The 20248-nt window shown below is 38.1% G+C and carries 11 protein-coding genes and 1 pseudogene; 4 read left to right on the forward strand and 8 right to left on the reverse strand.

The genetic code is table 11. The features are described from left to right. Positions 1–249: 249 nt before the first annotated feature. Positions 250–987, reverse strand: a complete 738-nt coding sequence (gene purC, locus ACM5QX_RS10550; RefSeq protein ID WP_414753471.1) for a phosphoribosylaminoimidazolesuccinocarboxamide synthase — start codon at positions 985–987, stop codon at positions 250–252. An 865-nt stretch (positions 988–1852) separates the two neighbouring features. Here purC and ACM5QX_RS10555 point away from each other — a divergent pair. Further along, positions 1853–2122 carry a hypothetical protein gene (locus ACM5QX_RS10555; protein WP_414753472.1) on the forward strand — a complete coding sequence of 90 codons (270 nt, stop codon included), beginning with the start codon at positions 1853–1855 and terminating at the stop codon, positions 2120–2122. 107 nt (positions 2123–2229) lie between these two features. Here ACM5QX_RS10555 and ACM5QX_RS10560 read toward each other — a convergent pair whose 3' ends face one another. The 3 genes and pseudogenes from ACM5QX_RS10560 to ACM5QX_RS10570 form a co-directional block, all read right to left on the reverse strand. After that, positions 2230–4809 (reverse strand): GAF domain-containing protein, encoded by a 2580-nt coding sequence (locus ACM5QX_RS10560; RefSeq protein WP_414753473.1) that lies wholly within the window; start codon positions 4807–4809, stop codon positions 2230–2232. Between the two features lie 73 nt (positions 4810–4882). Beyond that, the gene (locus ACM5QX_RS10565; RefSeq protein ID WP_414753474.1) at positions 4883–6019 is read right to left on the reverse strand and encodes a glycosyltransferase family 4 protein; all 1137 of its coding nucleotides are present in this window, start codon (positions 6017–6019) and stop codon (positions 4883–4885) included. Between the two features lie 106 nt (positions 6020–6125). Next, positions 6126–6752: pseudogene (locus ACM5QX_RS10570) on the reverse strand (universal stress protein); the annotation flags it as partial. A gap of 382 nt (positions 6753–7134) precedes the next feature. Between ACM5QX_RS10570 and ACM5QX_RS10575 the strand changes: the two are divergent. Next, on the forward strand, positions 7135–8004 hold the full coding sequence (locus ACM5QX_RS10575; RefSeq protein ID WP_011316985.1) for a zinc metalloprotease HtpX: 870 nt from the start codon (positions 7135–7137) through the stop codon (positions 8002–8004). A 51-nt stretch (positions 8005–8055) separates the two neighbouring features. Further along, positions 8056–8484, forward strand: coding sequence for a hypothetical protein (locus ACM5QX_RS10580; RefSeq protein WP_190565270.1), 429 nt, complete (start codon positions 8056–8058; stop codon positions 8482–8484). 120 nt (positions 8485–8604) lie between these two features. Here ACM5QX_RS10580 and ACM5QX_RS10585 read toward each other — a convergent pair whose 3' ends face one another. Next, the gene (locus tag ACM5QX_RS10585; RefSeq protein WP_414753510.1) at positions 8605–9459 is read right to left on the reverse strand and encodes a phosphate/phosphite/phosphonate ABC transporter substrate-binding protein; all 855 of its coding nucleotides are present in this window, start codon (positions 9457–9459) and stop codon (positions 8605–8607) included. A 112-nt stretch (positions 9460–9571) separates the two neighbouring features. On the opposite strand from ACM5QX_RS10585, the gene ACM5QX_RS10590 reads away from it, so the two are divergent. Further along, complete coding sequence (locus tag ACM5QX_RS10590; RefSeq protein ID WP_414753475.1) at positions 9572–10474, forward strand: DUF3365 domain-containing protein; 903 nt, start codon at positions 9572–9574, stop codon at positions 10472–10474. Between the two features lie 37 nt (positions 10475–10511). Here the strand turns inward: ACM5QX_RS10590 and ACM5QX_RS10595 are convergent, their stop codons facing one another. The 3 genes from ACM5QX_RS10595 to ACM5QX_RS10605 all read right to left on the reverse strand — a co-directional run bounded on the left by ACM5QX_RS10595 (position 10512) and on the right by ACM5QX_RS10605 (position 20123). Continuing rightward, positions 10512–11897, reverse strand: coding sequence for a protein kinase domain-containing protein (locus ACM5QX_RS10595; RefSeq protein WP_414753476.1), 1386 nt, complete (start codon positions 11895–11897; stop codon positions 10512–10514). A gap of 365 nt (positions 11898–12262) precedes the next feature. Further along, positions 12263–17605: an AAA family ATPase gene (locus tag ACM5QX_RS10600; RefSeq protein WP_414753477.1), complete on the reverse strand. Its 5343-nt coding sequence runs from the start codon at positions 17603–17605 to the stop codon at positions 12263–12265. Between the two features lie 208 nt (positions 17606–17813). Then, the gene (locus ACM5QX_RS10605) at positions 17814–20123 is read right to left on the reverse strand and encodes an NAD(P)-binding protein (protein ID WP_414753478.1); all 2310 of its coding nucleotides are present in this window, start codon (positions 20121–20123) and stop codon (positions 17814–17816) included. Between the last annotated feature and the right edge of the window lie 125 nt (positions 20124–20248).

Genomic DNA, 20248 nt, shown 5'->3' on the forward strand with positions numbered 1-20248 from the left:
CCACACACCAATACCAGGCAATTGCTTATGCCAAAGGTAAAATAACAAATATTAGGACTTACGCACCCAAGTTATCTGTTGAAAACGGGTGTAAGGGTCTAAGGGTATGGAGGTGCAAGGGTTCCGAAGATTTATACCCTTGCCTATACTCCTACATCCTTGTCTAAACCCTCGATTTTTCGTTTTCATGCGTAAGCCCCAAAATATACTTGTTTGTTTTGCAATAATCAAAAATTATTTCTGATACATCTAATTTTTAATTTCTACTGCTGTTAGTACTCTTTGTAAAACCTCCTGATAAGCATCTTCTACATTTCCCAAGTCGCGCCGGAAACGGTCTTTATCCATAACCCGGCGATTGGGGTCGGCTTCTGTTGTATTCCACAAACGGCAAGTATCAGGGCTAATTTCATCAGCTAAGAGTATTTGCTGTTGTGAGTCCAAACCGAATTCTAGTTTGAAGTCTACTAGGGTGATACCGCAATTCTGCCAGAAGTTTTTGAGGAAATCGTTTATTTGCAATGCTAGATGAGTAATTTCCTCTACTTGTTCCGCCGTGGCTAGTTCCATTAACAGCAGGCGATCGCGTGTTAATAGTGGATCTCCTAACTGATCGTTTTTATAATAAAACTCGACTAGGGGCTGTTTTAAGACTGTACCTAGCTCTATACCTGTTTGCTGAGATAAACTACCAGCAGCGATATTACGTATTACTACTTCTATCGGTATAATTTTGACGGCTTTTACCCGCATTTGGTTGGGGGTAGGGCTATCAATAAAGTGCGTCTTGATCCCAGATGCTTCCAACTGCTGAAAAAGCTGGCTGGAAATACTACAGTTGATTCTGCCTTTGCCAATGATACTGCCGCGCTTTTGTGCGTTGAAGGCAGTGGCATCATCTTTAAAATCAGCCAGCAAGACTTCTGGCTCGTCGGTAGTATAGAGAATTTTAGCTTTGCCTTCGTATAGCTTGGAATGAACAGACATGGTGGGAGGTAAAGTTTGAGCGATGAGCAGCTTTTGTCCTTTCGGGCTTCACCATTTTATCTTTAGTTATTCACGATTAGCTATTCGTCTGTAGTCAGTGAGGCAATTTTGGGTGGGGAATATGGCAGAAAATCTATGCTGCACCTGACAACGGGGCAAAATAGCTGATGATAAGTTAAGACCTTTAACCTGAGAAATATGGCAAAATTAAGAGAAATATTCATGTTAGATGGGTGTGATGTCCTATTGGCTCTATCTATCCCCTGATATGGCGATTCTCACCTAAGTTAGGGATTGCCACATCACTATGACGAACTGAATTCTTACCTCAAGCAGAAGCAATACTTCTTGATTGGCGATATCTTTCGAGAGTAAGCTAATGCACACCTAAACTGCATAACTACTAATCAGGGCTGTTACCGTTGATAGACCTCATAATGGACTGTGCAAATTAAAGGCAGCATAGCTTAGTGTGTACTTTTTTACATCAATGTTCAGATTGGACCAACACCAAGAATAATTTTTGTAACTATTAAATTTTTGTATTTAGCTGCAAGTATACATTGATACTTTTAATCGAGATGTAAATAAGATAAATGAAATAAAGCCTTCTATTATCTGAGGTTTTAAACTCGTCGCAAAAATAGCTAACTAGCTCGAATTTCGTAAAAATGTAACCAGCAACACATAAAAATCTCAAAAGTATTTTAAATAGACAAATATTATTTATTGGAGAAGATGAAATAAATTAACTAACTATTGGTCGTCGTACTGTATTTCTACGGAATTCCAGTGGAGAGGCCTACTAGAGATTTATCTTTAGATGTTAAACATAAAGGAGTTAAATAAAATGGGGAAAAGCATAATGAGCAAAGACAATTTTCTCTATCCTCGTGGCCGTTATTACGGGCAAGTAAAGCCAGAAAATTTAGTTTTCAACGCTAATTTACAGGAATTTGCCCAGAAAGTAAGTTATATTTGCAACTTGGAGACAGGAGGGAAGTTGTCGCCAGACGAAGCTTACGACCAAATAAAAGCTTTGTGGAAACACTTAAAACGCACCAGAAAACAACTACAAATCGGCGAAAATCCATTTCAAAATGGAGATGATAACTCTGAAAGTGCTGGACAATGAGAGAGGGGAATCAATTCAAAATTCAAAATTCAAAATACCCTACGGGTTCTCCGCAGGAGTACAAAATTAACTCTAACACCCTGTTCATCACTCAATACTTAGCAATCCTACTTTGTGAAAATTGTCCATACGCCGTCCCATTGAGGAGGTGGTGGAGTGTGCTGATAATTGTAGGCGCGTTCTAGGTGAATATTGACGGCTTGGTCTGTGGGTCGAATATGTTTAGCTGAGTTAAAACAAGCGATCGCCTGTGTAAAATCGCGGGATAAGTAGGCAGTCCGACCATTATGATAGTGAAAGAGGAACTCTTGGGTGTTGTCATCTAAGGGAGTACTGCGATCGCTAATTAATTCGTAGATATTTACAGCTTGGTGTTTCCCTTTGACTCGAATTTTATCTAACTGACGTACCCAAATGCGATCGCTGCATAATTGGTAAGTAAATTCGCTGAGAATAATATCACAACCATATTCTTTGGTAACAGCTTCCAAGCGGGAACTTAAATTTACACCATCACCAATGACAGTGTAATCCATGCGTTTGTGAGAACCGATATTGCCGGAAACTACTTCTCCAGAACTAATACCAATACCAATTTTGATTTGTGGTTGTGCCTGAATGATGCGTCGTTGGTTGAATTCCTTCAGGCGTTGGCGCATATCTAAGGCTGACTGTACGGCTTGCCAAGCATGATTTTCTGTGAGTGGTAATGGCGCGCCAAAAACAGCCATTAAAGCATCGCCGATAAATTTATCCAATGTGCCTTCATAGTTGAAAACTGCTTCAACCATTGTTTCAAAATATTGGTTCAGGAGTGATACCACTTCAGCCGCACCTAGATTTTCGGTAAGTGTGGTGTAGCCTCGGATATCTGAAAACAAAACAGTCACCTCCTTGCGTTCACCGACCATTAAAGCATCTTCCCCTAAAGCCATTACTTGTTCAGCGACATGGGGTGTAAGGTAGCGATACATAGTAGTTTTGAGGCGCTTCTCTTGACTAATATCTTCCAAAACCACCAAACCGCCACGAACGCCGCCTTCTGGGTTCGTTAAGGGATTAACGGTGAGATTAATGCTGCGTTCGAGGATTTGTAACTTTTCCGGGGTGATAAACTGCGACTGGGGGGTTTGGGGTAAATTCCAGGGAAGAAAAATATCTGGGTTGGTGCGATCGCGTACTGTCAAAATAGAGTAGTCTTGAGTTTCATGCAAAACCCGACTTTCAGACATTTGTAATTGATAAATTCCCACCGTCAAACTTTGTTCTGGCACATAATGTTTAGCACCACTTTTTAAACTATCTTCTAAGCGCATCTGCAAATTTTCAATTGGCACAATTTCCCAAACTACGCGACCAATTAAGTTTTGTTCCCACAGCAGCTTATTACTTTTATGATGAGCATCAGCTAAAGGACAGCCCAGTAATTCCAAGGCTGCATCATTAATTGTGACAATTCTCCCAGCCATATCTGTAGAAATTACAGCATCTGACAAGCTTTGTAAAATGTCTTTTTGATATTGTTTTTCTAGTAATACATTTTCAAATAAACGAGCATTTTCTAAAGCAACTCCGGCTTGAATATTAAAAGCCCGCATAAACTCTTCATCAGAAGCAGTAAAACTTCCTTGTTGCTTATTAATTAACTGTGTTACTCCTATCAACTCATTGGCTGAATTAAAGACTGGCAAACACAAAATATTTCTGGTCAAATAACCTGTTTTTCTGTCTGTTGTGGGATCAAAACGGGGGTCTTTATAAGCATCAGCGATATTTAGCGCATCCCCTGTAGATGCTACATAACCAGCAATACCACGGTTAGAGGGAATCCGAATTTCTATTAACTGTGTGGTATCTGCTGCTACTGCTACTTTAGTCCAGAGTTCACCCATTTCTTTGCGATACAGAAATAATGTGCTGCGGTCTGCCTGCATCAAAATTCGGGCTTGTTCCATCACTATTTGCAAAGTAGCTTCTAAATCTAAACTTTGCCCTAGTGTTTGAGTAGCGCGTAAAAGTGCTGTGACTCCCCGTTGATTGCGAGCTGCAACATAAAAAGATTGACAGGTTTCTAAAATAATCCCAATAGAAGCAGCAAAATCACGGAAAGATTCTTCATCATCACGATTGAAGGGTATATTTCCTGTCTTATTTGCTAATTGTACTACTGCGACAATTTGATCTTTACTGCTAAGGACAGGCATACATAAAATATTATTAATTTTATAGCCCATTTGTTTCTCTAATTCTGGGCTAAACAAAGGATGGGTAGAAGTTTCAGAGATATTTAAATATTGACCTGTGCTAGCAACATGACCAGGAATTCCCACGGTAATGGGAGTACGAATTTCTAAAAATTTTTGCCCATTATCTTGAGGAACTTTTGACCACAGTTGACATTTATCATAATCAACTAAAAAAATAGCTGTGTGTTCTGCTTGCAGAATTTGACCGATTTTCAGTGTAATTGCTTCTAACACTTTTTCCAGCATATTCTCCAGAGCTTCATTGTTAATGAGTTCAATTGCTCTGAGAAACTGTTGAAATTCGGCAGTGATAAAGTCTAGCAGGCAAACAAATTCGTTAACAGAAAGGTCTTTGACCCGACGCAATAAAGCGTGGGTACGATTAACTTGAGTCAGTTCTGTTAACGAAGCCAAAACGCTACCAGGATTGGGAAGAGTCATTAGTTATTGGTCAGTTGTCCGTTGTCCGTTGTCCGTTGTCCGTTGCTAATAGTTTTCTTTTCCTCTGCTTTCTTCAACTTACTTTTGCTAATTTTTCTGTAATCAACACTTTTTGGTAATAATCTTGTAGCTGACGTGTAGCAGCTGCCCATCCCCACCTTTCAGCTTCTCGACGAGCATTTTGACGGATGGTATCACGTTCTTGGGCGTTTTCTAAAAGGCGAACGGTTGCATTAATGGCATCTTGAATATCGGCTTTTGGGTTGAAAAGATAACCATTTACCCCATCTGTGACTATATCAGGAATACCGCCGGAACAGGCTGCGACTACTGGACAGCCAGCCGCCATTGCTTCTAGTAATACTAAACCGAGGGTTTCTGTGCGAGAGGGAAAGATAAAGGCATCGGCGCTGGCGAAAGCCGCACCTAATTCACGTCCTGTGAGATAACCGACGAAATGAGTATTTGTACCGGAGAAGTGTTTTTCTAATGCTTGGCGGTGGGGGCCATCTCCCACCAGGGCTAATCTCGCTTGGGGAATTGCTTCTAGGATGGGTTTGATGCGCTCAATTTCTTTTTCGGCAGAAAGACGACCTACATACAATAATAGGGGGTTTTCTGGGTGGTTTTGTGAGAGGTGCGATCGCATCTCTAAGCTGGCTAAATCAGGGTGAAATAATTCTGTGTCTACTCCTCTTTGCCATAAATCCACTCGTTCGATACCGTGTCCTGATAGTTCTGCCACCATCGCGGTGGAAGTACAAAGATTTAAGGTGGCTTGATTGTGCGCTCCTTTTAGCAGTTCCCACAGCAACCCTTCCAACATTCCTAAACCATAATGTTGGAGATATTTGGGTAGATGAGTATGGTAAGAAGCTACTAAGGGAATTTTTTGGACTTTACTGTAAAAAATTCCTGACAAACCTAAAACTGCCGGATTCACAACATGAATAATATCTGGTTGAAACTCTTCTAAGGCGTAACCAATAGCTGGGCGAGGAAGTGCCATTTTTAACTCTGGATACAGAGGCAAGGGAAAGCCGCTAACGCCGTAAACTTTCGCTCCTTTGTGTTCAGTAACTCCCCCATCAGGGGCAATCACTAAAACTTCATTTCCCAGACGTTGTAGATGATCAACGGTGTGGCGCAAGCGTGTCACAATACCGTCAACCTTAGGCAAAAAAGTTTCGGTGAATAAGGCAATTCTCATACAAAACTATGCAGTAACGGGAGATAGTCCCAACTTCTGTTGAATTTCGATATCTACAACAGAGTAAACTGTCTTCCGTAGTCTAATCAATTCTGTACAGCCAGATTTAATTTTTTTTCGGGCGGGTGTCCAGCAAGATGACAGGGATGGAACTATTTTCTAAGACAGTTTGGGAGACTGAGCCAATCAGTACTTTCTCCCAAGGTTGATGCCCCCGTTTTCCCATCACAATTGCCGTTGCATTATATGTCTCGGCAATGCGAAGAATTTCTTCGGGAACAGCACCAGTAATAGTGAGGAATTTATATCTAATATCGGATAATAGCTGTTTTGCTTGTGCTTGTATTTGTTCAACATCTTGCTGATTCGAGGTATTGACTACGTGTAACACGATCGCCTCACCGTTACTGCGTCGTGCTAAATCTGCAACTTTGGTTAAAACCTCTATGGCTAAACTTGATGTATCTACTGCTGCTAGCAATAAAGTACGTGTAGCTATTGTCACTTTTGTCGGGTCAACTTCTCCTCTCCTTAACAATTTGGGTGCAAAGACAGTTGTTGCCCAAGCGCCCAAGGGTGCAGTAATGAGAATTGACAGGACGGCGATCGCTAAAATTATCTCTCCTCCCGCAATACCTTGGGCTAGGGGAATTGCCCCAATAGCGGCTTGCACTGTGGCTTTAGCTGAGTTTCCTGGTAGCAGAAACAGTCTTTCGTGCCAGTTCCAGTTACTCTTAAATCTCAAACGAGTCAAACTAATTCCTAAATACCCTAAAATTATCCCTCATTTAGAGAAAATTTCACGTTTTAAAACACAAAATATTCCCTAAATCTCTGCGCTTCTAACCTGAAATTTCCACCTTGGCGGTATGCGTTTAAATAACTATTAATTAATTCTAAAATAGTATTAAGCAATACAGTAATTCCAAAATGATATTGAATAATTAACACGATATTATTGCCACTTGAGACGGAAAACCGTACTCATGTTGGAGCGCAATTTCTACCTGATAAATCCCTGTTTAGATAGATACAATCAAAGTGCAACTAAAGTAATCTTGTTGTCTAGATAAAGATTAAAAAAATCAATACAGCATTAGCAGGAGAGCGCAAATATGGGAAATCAATTTAAAACGCTTGCTTTGCTTGCTGCCCTCAGTGGCTTACTAATTGCTATCAGTTATTGGGTAATTGGCGGTAGTAGCGGCTTGATTATTGGCATTGGCTTGGCGGCAGTGACAAATCTGCTTTCATGGTATCAATCAGATAAGATTGCCTTGGCAGTTTACCGCGCCCAACCTGTGAGTGAAAGTCAAGCGCCAAGACTTTATCGTATGGTGCAAAGATTATCACAACGCGCTAATATTCCCATGCCAGGAGTGTATATTGTTCCAGGTCAAACTGCTAATGCTTTTGCGACAGGAAGAGATCCAGAACACGCGGCGGTGGCTGTCACCGAAGGTATTTTAAATATATTGCCAGAAGATGAATTAGAAGCGGTCATTGCCCACGAACTTACACATATTATTAACCGCGACACGTTAACACAAGCTGTAGCCGCTACTGTTGCCGGTGCTATCTCTTTCTTGGCGCAAATGGTGAGTTATAGCTTATGGTTCGGCGGAATAGGTGGACGAGATAACGAAAGAGGCGGAAATCCTTTAGGTGTTTTGTTAACTGTTGTGCTTGCACCGATAGCAGCTACTATCATTCAGCTAGCTATATCCCGCACTAGAGAATTTTCTGCTGATGCTGGTTCTGCCAGATTAACAGGTAATCCCCGCGCCCTAGCCCGCGCATTACAAAGACTAGAAGCCGCAGCGCGACAAATACCTTTAAATGCTAACCCAGCTTTTGAGCCGCTATTAATTATCAACTCCATTTCTGGACAGTTTTTAGGTAACTTATTTTCCAGCCATCCATCCACCGAAGCAAGAGTTCAAGCACTGCTGAAGTTAGAAAAACAACTGCCGACAATAGCTTAGGTAGTAGATAACTATCGACTGTTAACTCATGACTCCAAGGATATTTCAACTATGAATGCTGACAACATCGAAATTATCGAATCTGTCGAAATTGTTGAATCTACCGTGGTGGTAGAAATTAGTCCTCAAACTGATGAAATAGTGGAAGCGGAAATGGCTGGCGAAACTGACGAAGTAAAGCGCGAAACTAAAGCGCTGATTGAAGCACTCAGAAGACGCGCGCAAGCTGAAGCTGAATCAGCAGGAACTTTCACCCGCGAAACTTACTTAAACGCTGTTCGGAAGATACGAGAAAATCTTGATAGGGAAAGAATTATGGATCGCAGCGATCGCTTAGAATACTTTTGGGCTGTTTTGAAGGACGAAACCGAAAAAAATTGGCACTTAATGATGAAAGATTTTGTAGATTTTAGTGTCCGTCTACAAAATGCCGCCAAAGCTGCCTGGGAAGCCTTCAATGCCCCTCGCCATCAAGGTTAGACATATTAAATTACCACAAAACCCTACCTTATTTTGCTATCAGCTAAAACGAGGTAGGGTTTCGCACTTCAATACTTTTCTAAGCTATAGCCCTCAGTCTTTCTCGCCGACAAAAAAAATTTAAATTGTTTTATTAAATAACTGTACCGGCTTACTTTGCAATTGAGAAGCAATTGGTTGTACTCGTTCCACCACACTAATCATGTATTTGTAATTTGGGATTGGTGCATTGGGTATATAGCCAATCTCTTGAGCCGAAGTTGAAGGAAACTCACTCATAACTTTGCGAATGAATTCTTGGCGTTTGCTTTCTATAGTTGATTCCATCAACACAACACCAGGTGGAACATAGTGTGGATCTGTGTAGAGGACACGAAATTTAGTTCCTGGGAATTTTGATCTATAAAGATTAAATTCTGCCATAGAAACAGCACCAGCTGCTACTTTTCCTTCAGCTACCCATTCCATAATAGTTCTTGGTGTAGGTGCAGACAAAATTTCCGCCAGCGTTAAACCATATAGATTATAAAGAGGTAAATAATATCCTGTAGCTGACCCTAATTGTCCTAAAGCTACTGTTTTACGCTGTAAATCTTGTAAATCACGGATGTTGCTGTCCTCGCGGGTAATGAAAACGCAACGCAAATTATTTACACCAATTAAAGGGAATAGAGGAATATATTGATAGCGGGAAATTGCTATCGCTGCTATGCCTGGCGGAGCAAATACTAATGACCAGGCACGAGATTCCAGGCGTTCAATCGCTTTATTTTCATTAAAAGTAGGTTCTAAAGTAATCTTAGCTTTTGTTCTTTCTCCTAAATAACGCTTAAATCCAGCATACTGATTGATTATTTTCTCTCCACCATCATAGTTAATTACACCAATAGTTAATAAACCATTAGATTGCTTTTGAGATGTACAGGCATTAACTATTAGGAAAATTGATTGTCCAAAAAAAAACGCCGTGAAAATTTACTAGACATTACTAATTTTAATTAATAAACTATCTTGCTTTTATAAGCTATCTTCGCTAAAGTATTTTACTACAATCCCTGATAAAGCTTTATCTAAAAAATTTACACTAATGTTAAAAAAAATAAAGATCGGTACAAAATTCAACTTACTATTAACTATTGTTTTTGTCATTAGCATTGTAGTAAGTGGGGCTGCTTTATCCAGCATACTCCAGAATCGGGCGCAAACAGAAGTAATTTCTAAAGCTTTGGTTCTTTTGAACACAATGACTTCCGTAAGACAATATACACAAGATAGAGTCAGAAATTTGCTGTTGCCTCAACTAGAGACTGAAGCAGCCTTTATTCCAGAAACAGTTCCCGCTTTCTCCGCGACAGAAGTATTTGAAAACTTACGTAAAAATGAACAGTATCAAAATTTCTTTTATAAAGAAGCTACACTGAATCCAACTAATTTACGAGACAAAGCCGATACCTATGAAGCGGCGATCGTGGAACGCTTTCGCAAGAATCCTTCATTACCAGAAATTGCTAGCTTTCGTACTTTGCCTGAAGGCACAGTATTTTATATTGCCAGGCCATTGGCTATTAAAGAACAAAGCTGTTTACAATGCCATTCCACACCAGAAAAAGCACCCAAGAGCCAATTGGTAACTTATGGTTCAGAAAATGGTTTCGGGTGGCAACTAAATGAGATTGTCGCAGCTCAGATTATCTCTGTTCCTTCGGAGGAAGTCTTTAATAATGCCCAAAGTACTTGGTTAGGAATTATGGCATTTTTGGTTGTTATCTTTGCCATAGTTGTGATTATAATTAACTTTCTCATTAAGAAAACCGTAATTCAGCGCATTAGAAAAATTGAAAACATCGCGCAAAGAGTCAGTACTGGAGACATGAGTGCAGAATTTGAAGATAAAACTAATGATGAAATTGGCGGTTTAGCAGCAGCTTTTAATCGCATGAAATATAGCTTAACAATAGCTATGGATATGCTAAATAAACAAAATGAATGAACAATATTAACAAGAAATGCAGCATTTATATCAACTTTTAAGGAAGTAATCGCTGCTGGAATTGCCAAGCTTTTTGAGTATCAGGAATTTCATCCGATATAATTTTAATAAATTCGGCACGGGAGGTTGTTGCACTGGTAGATTTTTTTGCTTTTTGAATGAGGAAAACAGCAATTGGGCCAATTAAGTCTAGTAACTCCCGTTCACACTCACGGATCAAAGTATCATTAATACCAGAGTTTGTAGTTGGTTGGGTTTTTTCTGGTACACTCTTAGAGGTATTTTCGTACTTAATGGTCGGTTGCTCAAGGAGCGGTTCTACTTTCTTCTTAAACTCAGTTTGTTGATTGGCTGTTAAATGTAAAGCCAAACTATCAATCAATTCTTGATAACTAGAAGCTGATGCTGTTCTTCGCAATAACGTTGCTGCTATGGGACCAACGAAAGTTGTGAGTACATTTTCTAGATAGTTATACTGTTCTACGGAAAGAATAGAACTATTGCTGCTATTTAACCCTAATCTTTGCTGTTGAGATAGATTAAGCTGAGGCTGTTGTGTCAATGTCGATGGTGCAACAGTTATTTGAGTTTCTGCTTGAAGATGAAAATTCTGTTGTAGCGCCTCTAAAACTTCTGTAGCCGATTGGTAGCGGAGTTTAAAGTTGTTGAGTACCATTTTAGATAACACAGACGCTAACATAGGGCTAACTTCCGCATTATTTTGCCAGAGAATTTCTCCTGATACGGGATCTTCTGCTAGTTCTCTGGGATGTACTCCTGTTAATGCCTGAATACAAACTATACCTAGAGAATAAATATCACTGTTGAGACGGGGTTTACCTCGGAACTGTTCTAAAGACATATATCCTGGTGTGCCTATAGCAACAGTCATTTCGGTTTGCCCACTAATTGCGCTGATCTGTGTTTGGACTTCTTTAACTGCTCCAAAATCTATTAGCACTAACTTACCATCATGTAGCCTTCTGAGCATATTTTCCGGCTTGATATCTCGATGAATTACTTTATGAAGATGAATGAATTGCAAGATATCTAAGGCCTGCTGTAGAAGTGCTATGACTTTTTTTTCCGTCCAAGGTTGATTAGGTGGCATTTCTGCTTTTAGTGAATGCCCGTCAATAAATTCTTGTACCAAAAAAAATTCTTGATGCTCTTCAAAGTATGCTAAAAGACGAGGAATTTGATCATGATATCCCAGTCTTTCTAGTGTTTCTGCTTCGCTAGTGAACAGCCGTCTGGCCGTTTCCATAAACTCTGGGTTATGGGTTACAGGTTGAAAGTGCTTGACGACACATTTAGGTTGACCAGGGCGTTGAGTGTCAAGTGCGATATAAGTTTTACCAAATCCACCTCCGCCTAACATTTGACGGATTTGATAACGACCGACTAGTAAAGTGCCTAACATTGCATGACTTTTTTAAGTCTTACATTCATCTTGACATAATCATTAATATTAGCGAATAAAATCTAATGAAGAAATTATGTAACTATTTTAACTCATAAATATTTGTTACGTAAGAGCTAGTAAAAAGGAATGAATAAGTTTTTACTTCACTTACTATCTAAGGATTACTAAATCAATGTTAGTCAAACTGTAAACTAAGTGTCCACTCTTTGACAGGAGAGGCTGTGCTGTCTTCTCTAGATTCCCGATTCCAGCTACGTTAATGCTAACACCTGAGATACCCTATTCATAGGGAAATCCTTGCCCGCTAAGGAATGCGAAGGAAAATTTGAGGTAACCTGATAAACTAACGAGACACAATTAAACTATATTACCTGCTTTTGCCGACAGGGAATTTGAATGATAAATTCTGCACCTTGCCCAGGTGTAGAAATGCACTCTATGGTACCCCGGTGTTTATCTACTACAATTTGATAACTGATTGATAATCCTAAACCAGTACCTTGTCCTATAGGTTTAGTCGTGAAGAAAGGGTCAAATATTCTTTTTCTAACGCTATCACTCATGCCCAACCCATTATCCTTAATGGAAATAGCGACTAAATCAGGATTGACTACTTCGGTACGAATAGCGATCGCACTAGGATCAGTCTTTATCTCCTCTAAATTATGTTCCTGATTTAACTTTTCTAAAGAATCAATGGCATTATTGAGGATATTCATGAATACCTGATTTAATTGACCAGTATAACACTCAACTTTTGGTAATTCAGCATAATTCTTAATAATCTCTATTGCAGGCTTACCTGGTTTGGCTTGGAGACGACTTTGTAAAATCAGTAAAGTACTTTCAATCCCCTCATGAATGTTCACAGCTTTCATATCAGCCTCATCTAACCGGGAGAAATTACGCAGTTTCAGCACAATTTCCCGAATACGCTGTGTACCAATTTTCATAGAAGATAAAGTTTTCGGCATATCTTCTTTAATAAAATAAACGTCAATATTTTCTAAAAACTCTTCAATTTCTGGCGTTGCTTCAGGATAAATAGTTTGATAAATGTCAATTAAAGTAAGTAAATCATTTGCATAATTATCAATGTGACTTAAGTTACCATGAATAAAACTTACAGGGTTATTAATTTCGTGAGCGATGCCAGCAACCATTTGCCCCAAACTAGACATTTTTTCTGTCTGAATAAGCTGAGTTTGTGTCGATTTCAATTCGTGTAATGTTTGCCTTAAGCGCAAGTTGTTTTCATTTAATTCCCTAGTCCTTTCTTCTATCTTTTCTTCTAAATTAGCGTAAAGTTGAGCATTCTCAAGGGAAATAGCTGCTTGTGAAGATAGTAATTTTAATATCTGTATTCTGTCTGCGGTAAATGCTCCTACTATTAAGTTGTTTTCTAAATAAAGTATACCGATTAATTTACCTTGATTCAAAATAGAAGTACAGATAATAGACTTAATATTATGCTTAACAATGTAGGGATCTAGGGTAAAGCTTCCTTCATTACTGGCATCAGACAGAACTACATCTTTCCTTGTTCTTCTGACAAAATTAATCACAGATATTGGTAATTTTTGACTATCTTCAAATGGTATTGATTGACCAACAGTTACATCATCTTTATCTACACTTGCCTTAGCTTCAATCAATAAATTCCCGGCTTTCTCCAACAGCAGAATACCAGTTTGAGCGCCAGCATTCTCAATCAAAATTGTCATTAACTTTTCTAGTAAATTATCTAGTAAAATAACTTCTGACAGGGTCTGTGAGGCTTTAATAACCGTAATTAAATCTAATCCACCTGATTTCTCACTAGCAGTAGAAGTAGTAATATTAGTATTTATAAAACCTGCCGGATATTGATTAGATATCTTAGCAGTTAATTCTGGATATTTGGATTCCAAATTTCTAGCTTTAGCAATTGCTCCCCAATGACGATAACCATAGTGTGCCTTTGTTATGTAGAGGCAAGCAAATTCATTTCTCTTCAAACTAAAGTAAAATTCTGCCGCACATTCATAAGCTAGTGCTTCTTCATGAATATATCCAAACTTATGCGCGCCTTGAATGGCACACTCATAATACTCCATCGCTATTAATACTTGTCCTAATACTCGTGCTTTTTCTGCCTCTACTAGTTCATATTTATGTTGATTATTTGCAGGTGCATGATCTGCCCATTCTTTTAATTGTTGCTGATTTTCTGATACTTTTTCTAAGGCAGATTTTATATCTGCATCAGAGGTTATATTTAAACAAAGAGCTAGCAGTCCCAGAGAGTAATAAAACTTATATTCAATTAAATAAAAGGTGCCACCAACAGCAACTTCATACTGCTGTGCTAATTCAGCATTTTTTACAGCCTGACTATAATCTTTAAAAAAATAACTCAACATACTTTTAGCAAGATAAGCATAAAATATAGCTGTAATGTTACCTGCCATTCTCTGCATTATGGAATCATTGAAGTCATCACCATCTAAGTAAACTTCATTTTTCAGACCTTGTTTAAGTTCAGTTAGTAGCTGTTTCAAGATCAGCAAACAAACGGTAAAGTGTTCTTGCTGTATCTTTTGTGCTAAGTTAATATATTTATCTAATCTTTGTTCAACAGTTTCTAGATTTTCTCCGCTCCAGAAAGGATGCCAACAAACTAGTAGACCATTGTATCCTACATATTCAATATCCCCTGTATCTAAACCACTTTTAACACCCTCTTGTAAAGGTTCTATAGTTGCTTGAATATGCTCTTTCCAATGTCTCACAAAAATATTAAACAAGGCATAAACTTTAGACTTTATTTCCTTGGCATTGAATTGATTTAAAATTTGTAAGGATAATTTACCAAATCTATAACCTGATTCGATATTCTTAAGAGGCCCACACAAAATGAGGCCATAAAAACCATAGGCGTAAGCTGCAAAAGATGAATTGCCATACTGCAAGCATAGCTCAATCATTGTAAAAGCAATCAATGGTAAAAGTGCAGGATCTGCTAAATAAGCAGGAGGCATAGCTGTCATTAGTATCCTCATTGCAGCCAGCTTACTAGGGTCAATCATTTCTGGCAGATTGATTAATTCTTCAATTTTTAACTCTGTTGGTGGAGTTTGGGACAAAGAAATTCCTAGCATTTCTAATACCTGTAAATCTAAATCTAATGCTTCTCGCATTCGATTTTGACCAACGTAAAATTGAATTTTCTTCTCATAGACCTTAACAGTATCAAGAATATTTCTACTGTTAGTGATAACAGTGGCCAATAATGGTTCTGCTTCCTCGAAATTTGTATTCAAATACTCGGATTCTACAGTTTCTACGTGAAGATCAAGAGTTAATTCATAATAGTTTTGCCAACAGTCAACATCAAGTAGAGTTAAACCTTGCTTAAGGAAGCTTACAGCAGATTCATAAGCATTGGAATCCTTCGCTTTACGTCCAGCCATCAGATTTAAGGAAGCTAATTTATACCTTTCTTCTGGAACAGTAATGAGTTCAGCACCCATATTTAACTGGTTAGCAATATCAAAGATTTTTTCTTCTAGTAAACTTTCATTTATATTTTTTAACAGTAGCCTGCCAATATTTAGGTGAATTCCCTTTTTATGCTCATCGGGAATTAACGCATAGGCTGCTTGTTGTACACGATCATGAAGAAACTTATAATCAATGACAAAAACGTCAACATCATCTAACAGTTGTGGCAGTTTATAATTATCACTCAAAGGGATAATTAAACCAGCTTGTAGGGCTTCCCAAATATCTAATGCTGTAGCATTATGTGATTTTTCGTTAATACAAGATAGAGTATTTAAATTAAATCGATTGCCTATACAAGCGGCTATTTTTATAATATTTTGTGTATTATCTTTGAGTTTTTGAATTTTACCTATCATCAGATCGACAACGTTATCAGTAATATCTAGCATCTGAATATACTGAATATACCATTGCCATTGACCAGTAATAAAATTAAATACAAGTAAATTTTCTTGATGAATAAACTTGAGCAATTGGTTGACAAAGAATGGATTGCCAGCAGTTTTATGGAAAATCAACTTAGCCAATTCTTTGGACTCTTCTAAATCAGATTTTAGAGTGTCACTAACTAATTGACAAACATCAGTTATTTTAAGGTTTTGGCAGTAAATAATATTGATGGGAATACATTTTTGTTCAATTTCCTGCAAAACCAGCATTAAATGATGACTGCCGTCAACTTCGTTATCTCGATAAGCTCCTATGAGAAATAAGTATTGAATATCACTATTTATAGCTAATAATTGAATTAATTTTAATGAGGCTAAATCTGCCCACTGTAAATCATCTAAAAATACAACTAATGGATGATCTTTTTGTGCAAAAACATTAATAAATTTTTGCATAACCAAGTTAAAGCGGTTCTGTGCTTCGGCTGATCCTAGTTGTGGTACTTCTGGTTGTTTACCAATAATCAGTTCTAGTTCAGGAATAACATCAATAATAATTTGAGCATTAGGAATTAAAGCCTCTAAAATTTTTTCTCGCCAATTAGCTAATTGTTGTTCACTTTCTGTTAGCAATTGCTGTATTAACTCTTGAAAGGCTTGAATCACTGAAGCATAAGGAATATTACGCTGAAATTGCTCAAATTTACCTGCAATAAAATAGCCTCTACTTTTGATAACGGGTTTATGAATTTCATTCACTAAAGCTGATTTACCAATACCTGAGTAACCGGCAACTAATATTAATTCTTTATTACCTTGATTGACATTTTCAAAAGCAGTCATCAAAATATCTATTTCCGTTTTTCGTCCATATAATTTCTCAGGAATCTGTAATTGACTAGAGTAATCATGCTGACCAATAATAAACGTGGTGATAGAATCGCCTTCGATTAACTGATTAAGACATTTTTCTAAATCAGCTTTAATTCCAAAAGCACTTTGATATCTTTCCTCAGCAGTTTTGCTAAGTAATTTCATGATTATGTCAGAAACTACCTCAGGTATTTCTGGGATTAATTGGTTTATTTTTGTAGGTTGTCTGGCAATATGACAATGAACTAACTCCATTGGGTCAGTCACGACAAATGGTAACTGACCTGTGAGCATTTCATAAAAAGTTACACCTAATGAATAAAAGTCTGTGCGATAGTCAATTGACCTGTTCATTCGACCTGTTTGCTCTGGAGAAATATAGGCTATAGTTCCTTCTAGCAAATCAGGATTATTGAGTTTAGCTTTTTCCTGAAATAACAGTGATGAAATAGAAAAATCGATTATTTTAACTTGATTGGTTTCTAAATTAACAATAATGTTTTGTGGTTTAATATCTTTATGAATAATATAGTTTTGGTGTAATTCCCCTAGTGCTTGGGTAATTTGAATACCTATTTTACAGAAATCGAGTAACCCAATTTTCTTCTCTTGAATGACTTTGTGAAGGCAAGTACCATCGAAATCTTCTAAAACTATGGCAAAACAATTGTTGTATTTTTCAAAACTATGAGCTTTCACTACTCCTGGGATATCTAAATTCTTGATTAGCTCATATTCATGTTTTAATGCTGCTATATCTTTTAATTCAGGGTATTCTTTTTCCAAAATTTTAATAACTACTAGTTTACCATCTGGAATACTGATAGCATGATAAACATTAGTCTTCACTCCTTCGTCAATTAATTCTAGAATTTTGTAATTAGGCAATGTAATCATTGGTTATTTCAATAATTAAAATCAGTGAGTATAGTATTGAGGCGATTATTTATTTACGAAATAATAAATACATTTTTCAGGTCAGTTAATTAACTGACCTGAAAAATGTATGTTCATCTTACAGGGAATAGATTCTGACAAGCTCAATAATGCTAAATTTCATCAAGTTTGTCACAATATATCTTATTAATTTAAATTACACACACTCTTAGAGCCAAGAATCCCATTCACCAATAATTTTTTTGGTGTAATTTATGTGGAAGCATTGTTGTAAAATAGCACGCGTAGCTTGCATTGCAGACATGACTGTTGCTTCTACACAACCGGAATTGTAACCGTTGTTAATCCAGTCACCAGTGAGGTAGAGGTTATCAAAACCAGACTCATCGGTTTTGAGTCGATACTTAGTACTTCCAGGTACAGATAATACATAGCGTTCTGACGGGTCAATGTTAATCCGCCAGTATTGAGCTTGAAAACGTTCCGCGCCCTGACGGTTTTGAAAATCTACTAGTAAATCCCAATTCAAACCTTGGGGATTTTTGGGGTGAGTAGCATTAGGCCAAAGGTGTCCGATGTGATTGTTAAGAAAGTTAATTGCTTGTTGCTCTACTGTTTTCTGGGCTTTAGCTGGAAAATCATATTCTGTCTGGGGAGGAATCCCAGGATCTGCGATTACTCCTGTAAAATAAGCTACATTGTAAGGGTAATGGTCAGAAGGCCAATTTTCTCTTGGTAATACCTCGCTCATATCTGCATAGACATCAAGCGGTTCAACATAAGCTCCTAACACCGGACTAGGTTTTTGCCATCCCAATTGGGACAAGGTAGGCTTGAGCCATATTTGTCCACCTTGAGTGGTGACTGTCTTCACGTTACTGAGCATATTGAGCCATTTTTGATGAACTGGATTTTTTTCAGCTTGGAGCAATTCACCACAAATAAAAGGTAAGGCGGCTATAGAAATTCCCAGCAACACAATATCGAAATCATCGCCTTTGGTAAGAGTAATTTTGTCCACATTTTGCCAAGGTGTCCAATGTGATTCAAGGTTAATTTTTTGTTGTTGGAGTTTTTGTGCTTCTTCATCGACAATTTGATCATAAAGAGGTTCGCTAGGCCAGCAACGAATATCTTTAACTGTGATAAGTGGTTGATATTCTTGCTCTGGTTTTTTTAAATTAACTTGACGAGCTAAAGTAATGCTAGCAATCGATTGCTGATCTTCATCTAGATGCAACTGTTTGACAATATGGAAGAACTGGAATTTTACGCCGCGACGCTTTAGTAGCTCATATAGTGGTGTGATGACTACATCTGCCATTCCTGATTGCATCTTCCACATGATCGCACCATTATATTTGAACAAGATAGTGGTGAGGATACGGATTGCTGTTCCTGCTGCTAGTTGCGGTTTATTAGTGTTGCCTTCGGGAAAGCCATAGACTAAATCGTATAGGACGCGAATAAATGCTGATTTAACACTGGATTTCCTCGCTCCGTTTTTTTGTAGCCAATCTCTGTAGTTATACTCATCTAGACTTTCTAGAGAGCGGAAATTTATGACCTCATCTACAAATAAGCCTCGGATGTTGGCTAATGCTAAGTCGATGAGTGTTAAGCGCCAGAATATGTCAGGATTTTGACTAATTTTAGATTCTATCTGACGGCTCAAGTGTTTTTGAAAGCGCTCTACTAACCGGAGAATTAACTTATGATGTTCGCGTCTGTGAGTTTTGGTATTTTTAGGCAGTGATTGCACTAGGTTATCGACGAGGTTTAAAAAAACTGTTTCGGAAGTCAAATCTAGGCCTTGAAGGATATCGATAATATATTGGTTAATATTTTTCAGCCACCCTCCCCAAAAGCTGGGTGCTTGGAGAAATAACGGAATCAATTGGCTAGGGAACTGCAAAAGACTACTATCTGTTAAAAATTCTATGACCTCCTTGCCCAATGCTATTTGTTTAGCAAGAGATGCTGAGGAACTTGGAGATGAATCAGACTGGTTGTAATTATCAATTTCTGCGTAAGTCTGAATGATGAATTTGATAGTGGTGCAGATATGTTCCCAGAGAGAGGAAATACCGTCACCTTCCCAAGGAACGAGACAGTTAGTCGGAAAATCAAAAGGTATGCTTACCCATTTTTGATTAATGTACTCTTCTAAAACAATCAGACTGTGGGGTTTGAAGGCATCTTTTATGGTCTGAAAAGGCCCGTTACCACCAAGTTCGTCGTAACATTGTTTTAGTAGACGAAAGGCATTTTCATAGAATCCAAAAAAAATGTGTAGTCCGTGTTCTTCGATCCGGTAGTCTGGTTCACAATCAGCTGTATGGGGTTTGATATTGCGTCCAGTTGCACATTTACCGCCCAAACGCCACCCGGTTTGATAAATAGTAATATCGTAAAGACTTTCCCATCCTGGTTGACTGGTTAATTCGTAAGCGGTGGTTAGAGATGCCATTCCACCGCCTAAGATAGCGATTTTTTTGGGTTGAAAAGTTTTAGACATGGTTGTTTTTCCTTCTTTGCTAAGTGTGAAGGGAGAGGGAGATAGCCGACAGGTATAGACGTAGGAAGGTAGCGGAAGAAGTGATGATTTCTTCCTCATAACAGGCTGAATGTTCCGCTACCGCC

Origin of the sequence: Anabaena sp. CCY 9910 (assembly GCF_963920875.1) — a bacterium.
GTDB classification, from domain to species: domain Bacteria; phylum Cyanobacteriota; class Cyanobacteriia; order Cyanobacteriales; family Nostocaceae; genus Trichormus; species Trichormus variabilis.

Bases quoted from the DNA above. Each gene is read 5' to 3' on its own strand.
- ACM5QX_RS10560 (WP_414753473.1), bottom strand. From the start codon at position 4,809: ATGACTCTTCCCAATCCTGGTAGCGTTTTGGCTTCGTTAACAGAACTG.
- ACM5QX_RS10595 (WP_414753476.1), bottom strand. From the start codon at position 11,897: ATGTTAGGCACTTTACTAGTCGGTCGTTATCAAATCCGTCAAATGTTA.
- ACM5QX_RS10605 (WP_414753478.1), bottom strand. From the start codon at position 20,123: ATGTCTAAAACTTTTCAACCCAAAAAAATCGCTATCTTAGGCGGTGGA.
- ACM5QX_RS10565 (WP_414753474.1), bottom strand. From the start codon at position 6,019: ATGAGAATTGCCTTATTCACCGAAACTTTTTTGCCTAAGGTTGACGGT.
- purC (WP_414753471.1), bottom strand. From the start codon at position 987: ATGTCTGTTCATTCCAAGCTATACGAAGGCAAAGCTAAAATTCTCTAT.
- ACM5QX_RS10575 (WP_011316985.1), top strand. From the start codon at position 7,135: ATGGGAAATCAATTTAAAACGCTTGCTTTGCTTGCTGCCCTCAGTGGC.
- ACM5QX_RS10590 (WP_414753475.1), top strand. From the start codon at position 9,572: ATGTTAAAAAAAATAAAGATCGGTACAAAATTCAACTTACTATTAACT.
- ACM5QX_RS10580 (WP_190565270.1), top strand. From the start codon at position 8,056: ATGAATGCTGACAACATCGAAATTATCGAATCTGTCGAAATTGTTGAA.
- ACM5QX_RS10555 (WP_414753472.1), top strand. From the start codon at position 1,853: ATGAGCAAAGACAATTTTCTCTATCCTCGTGGCCGTTATTACGGGCAA.
- ACM5QX_RS10600 (WP_414753477.1), bottom strand. From the start codon at position 17,605: ATGATTACATTGCCTAATTACAAAATTCTAGAATTAATTGACGAAGGA.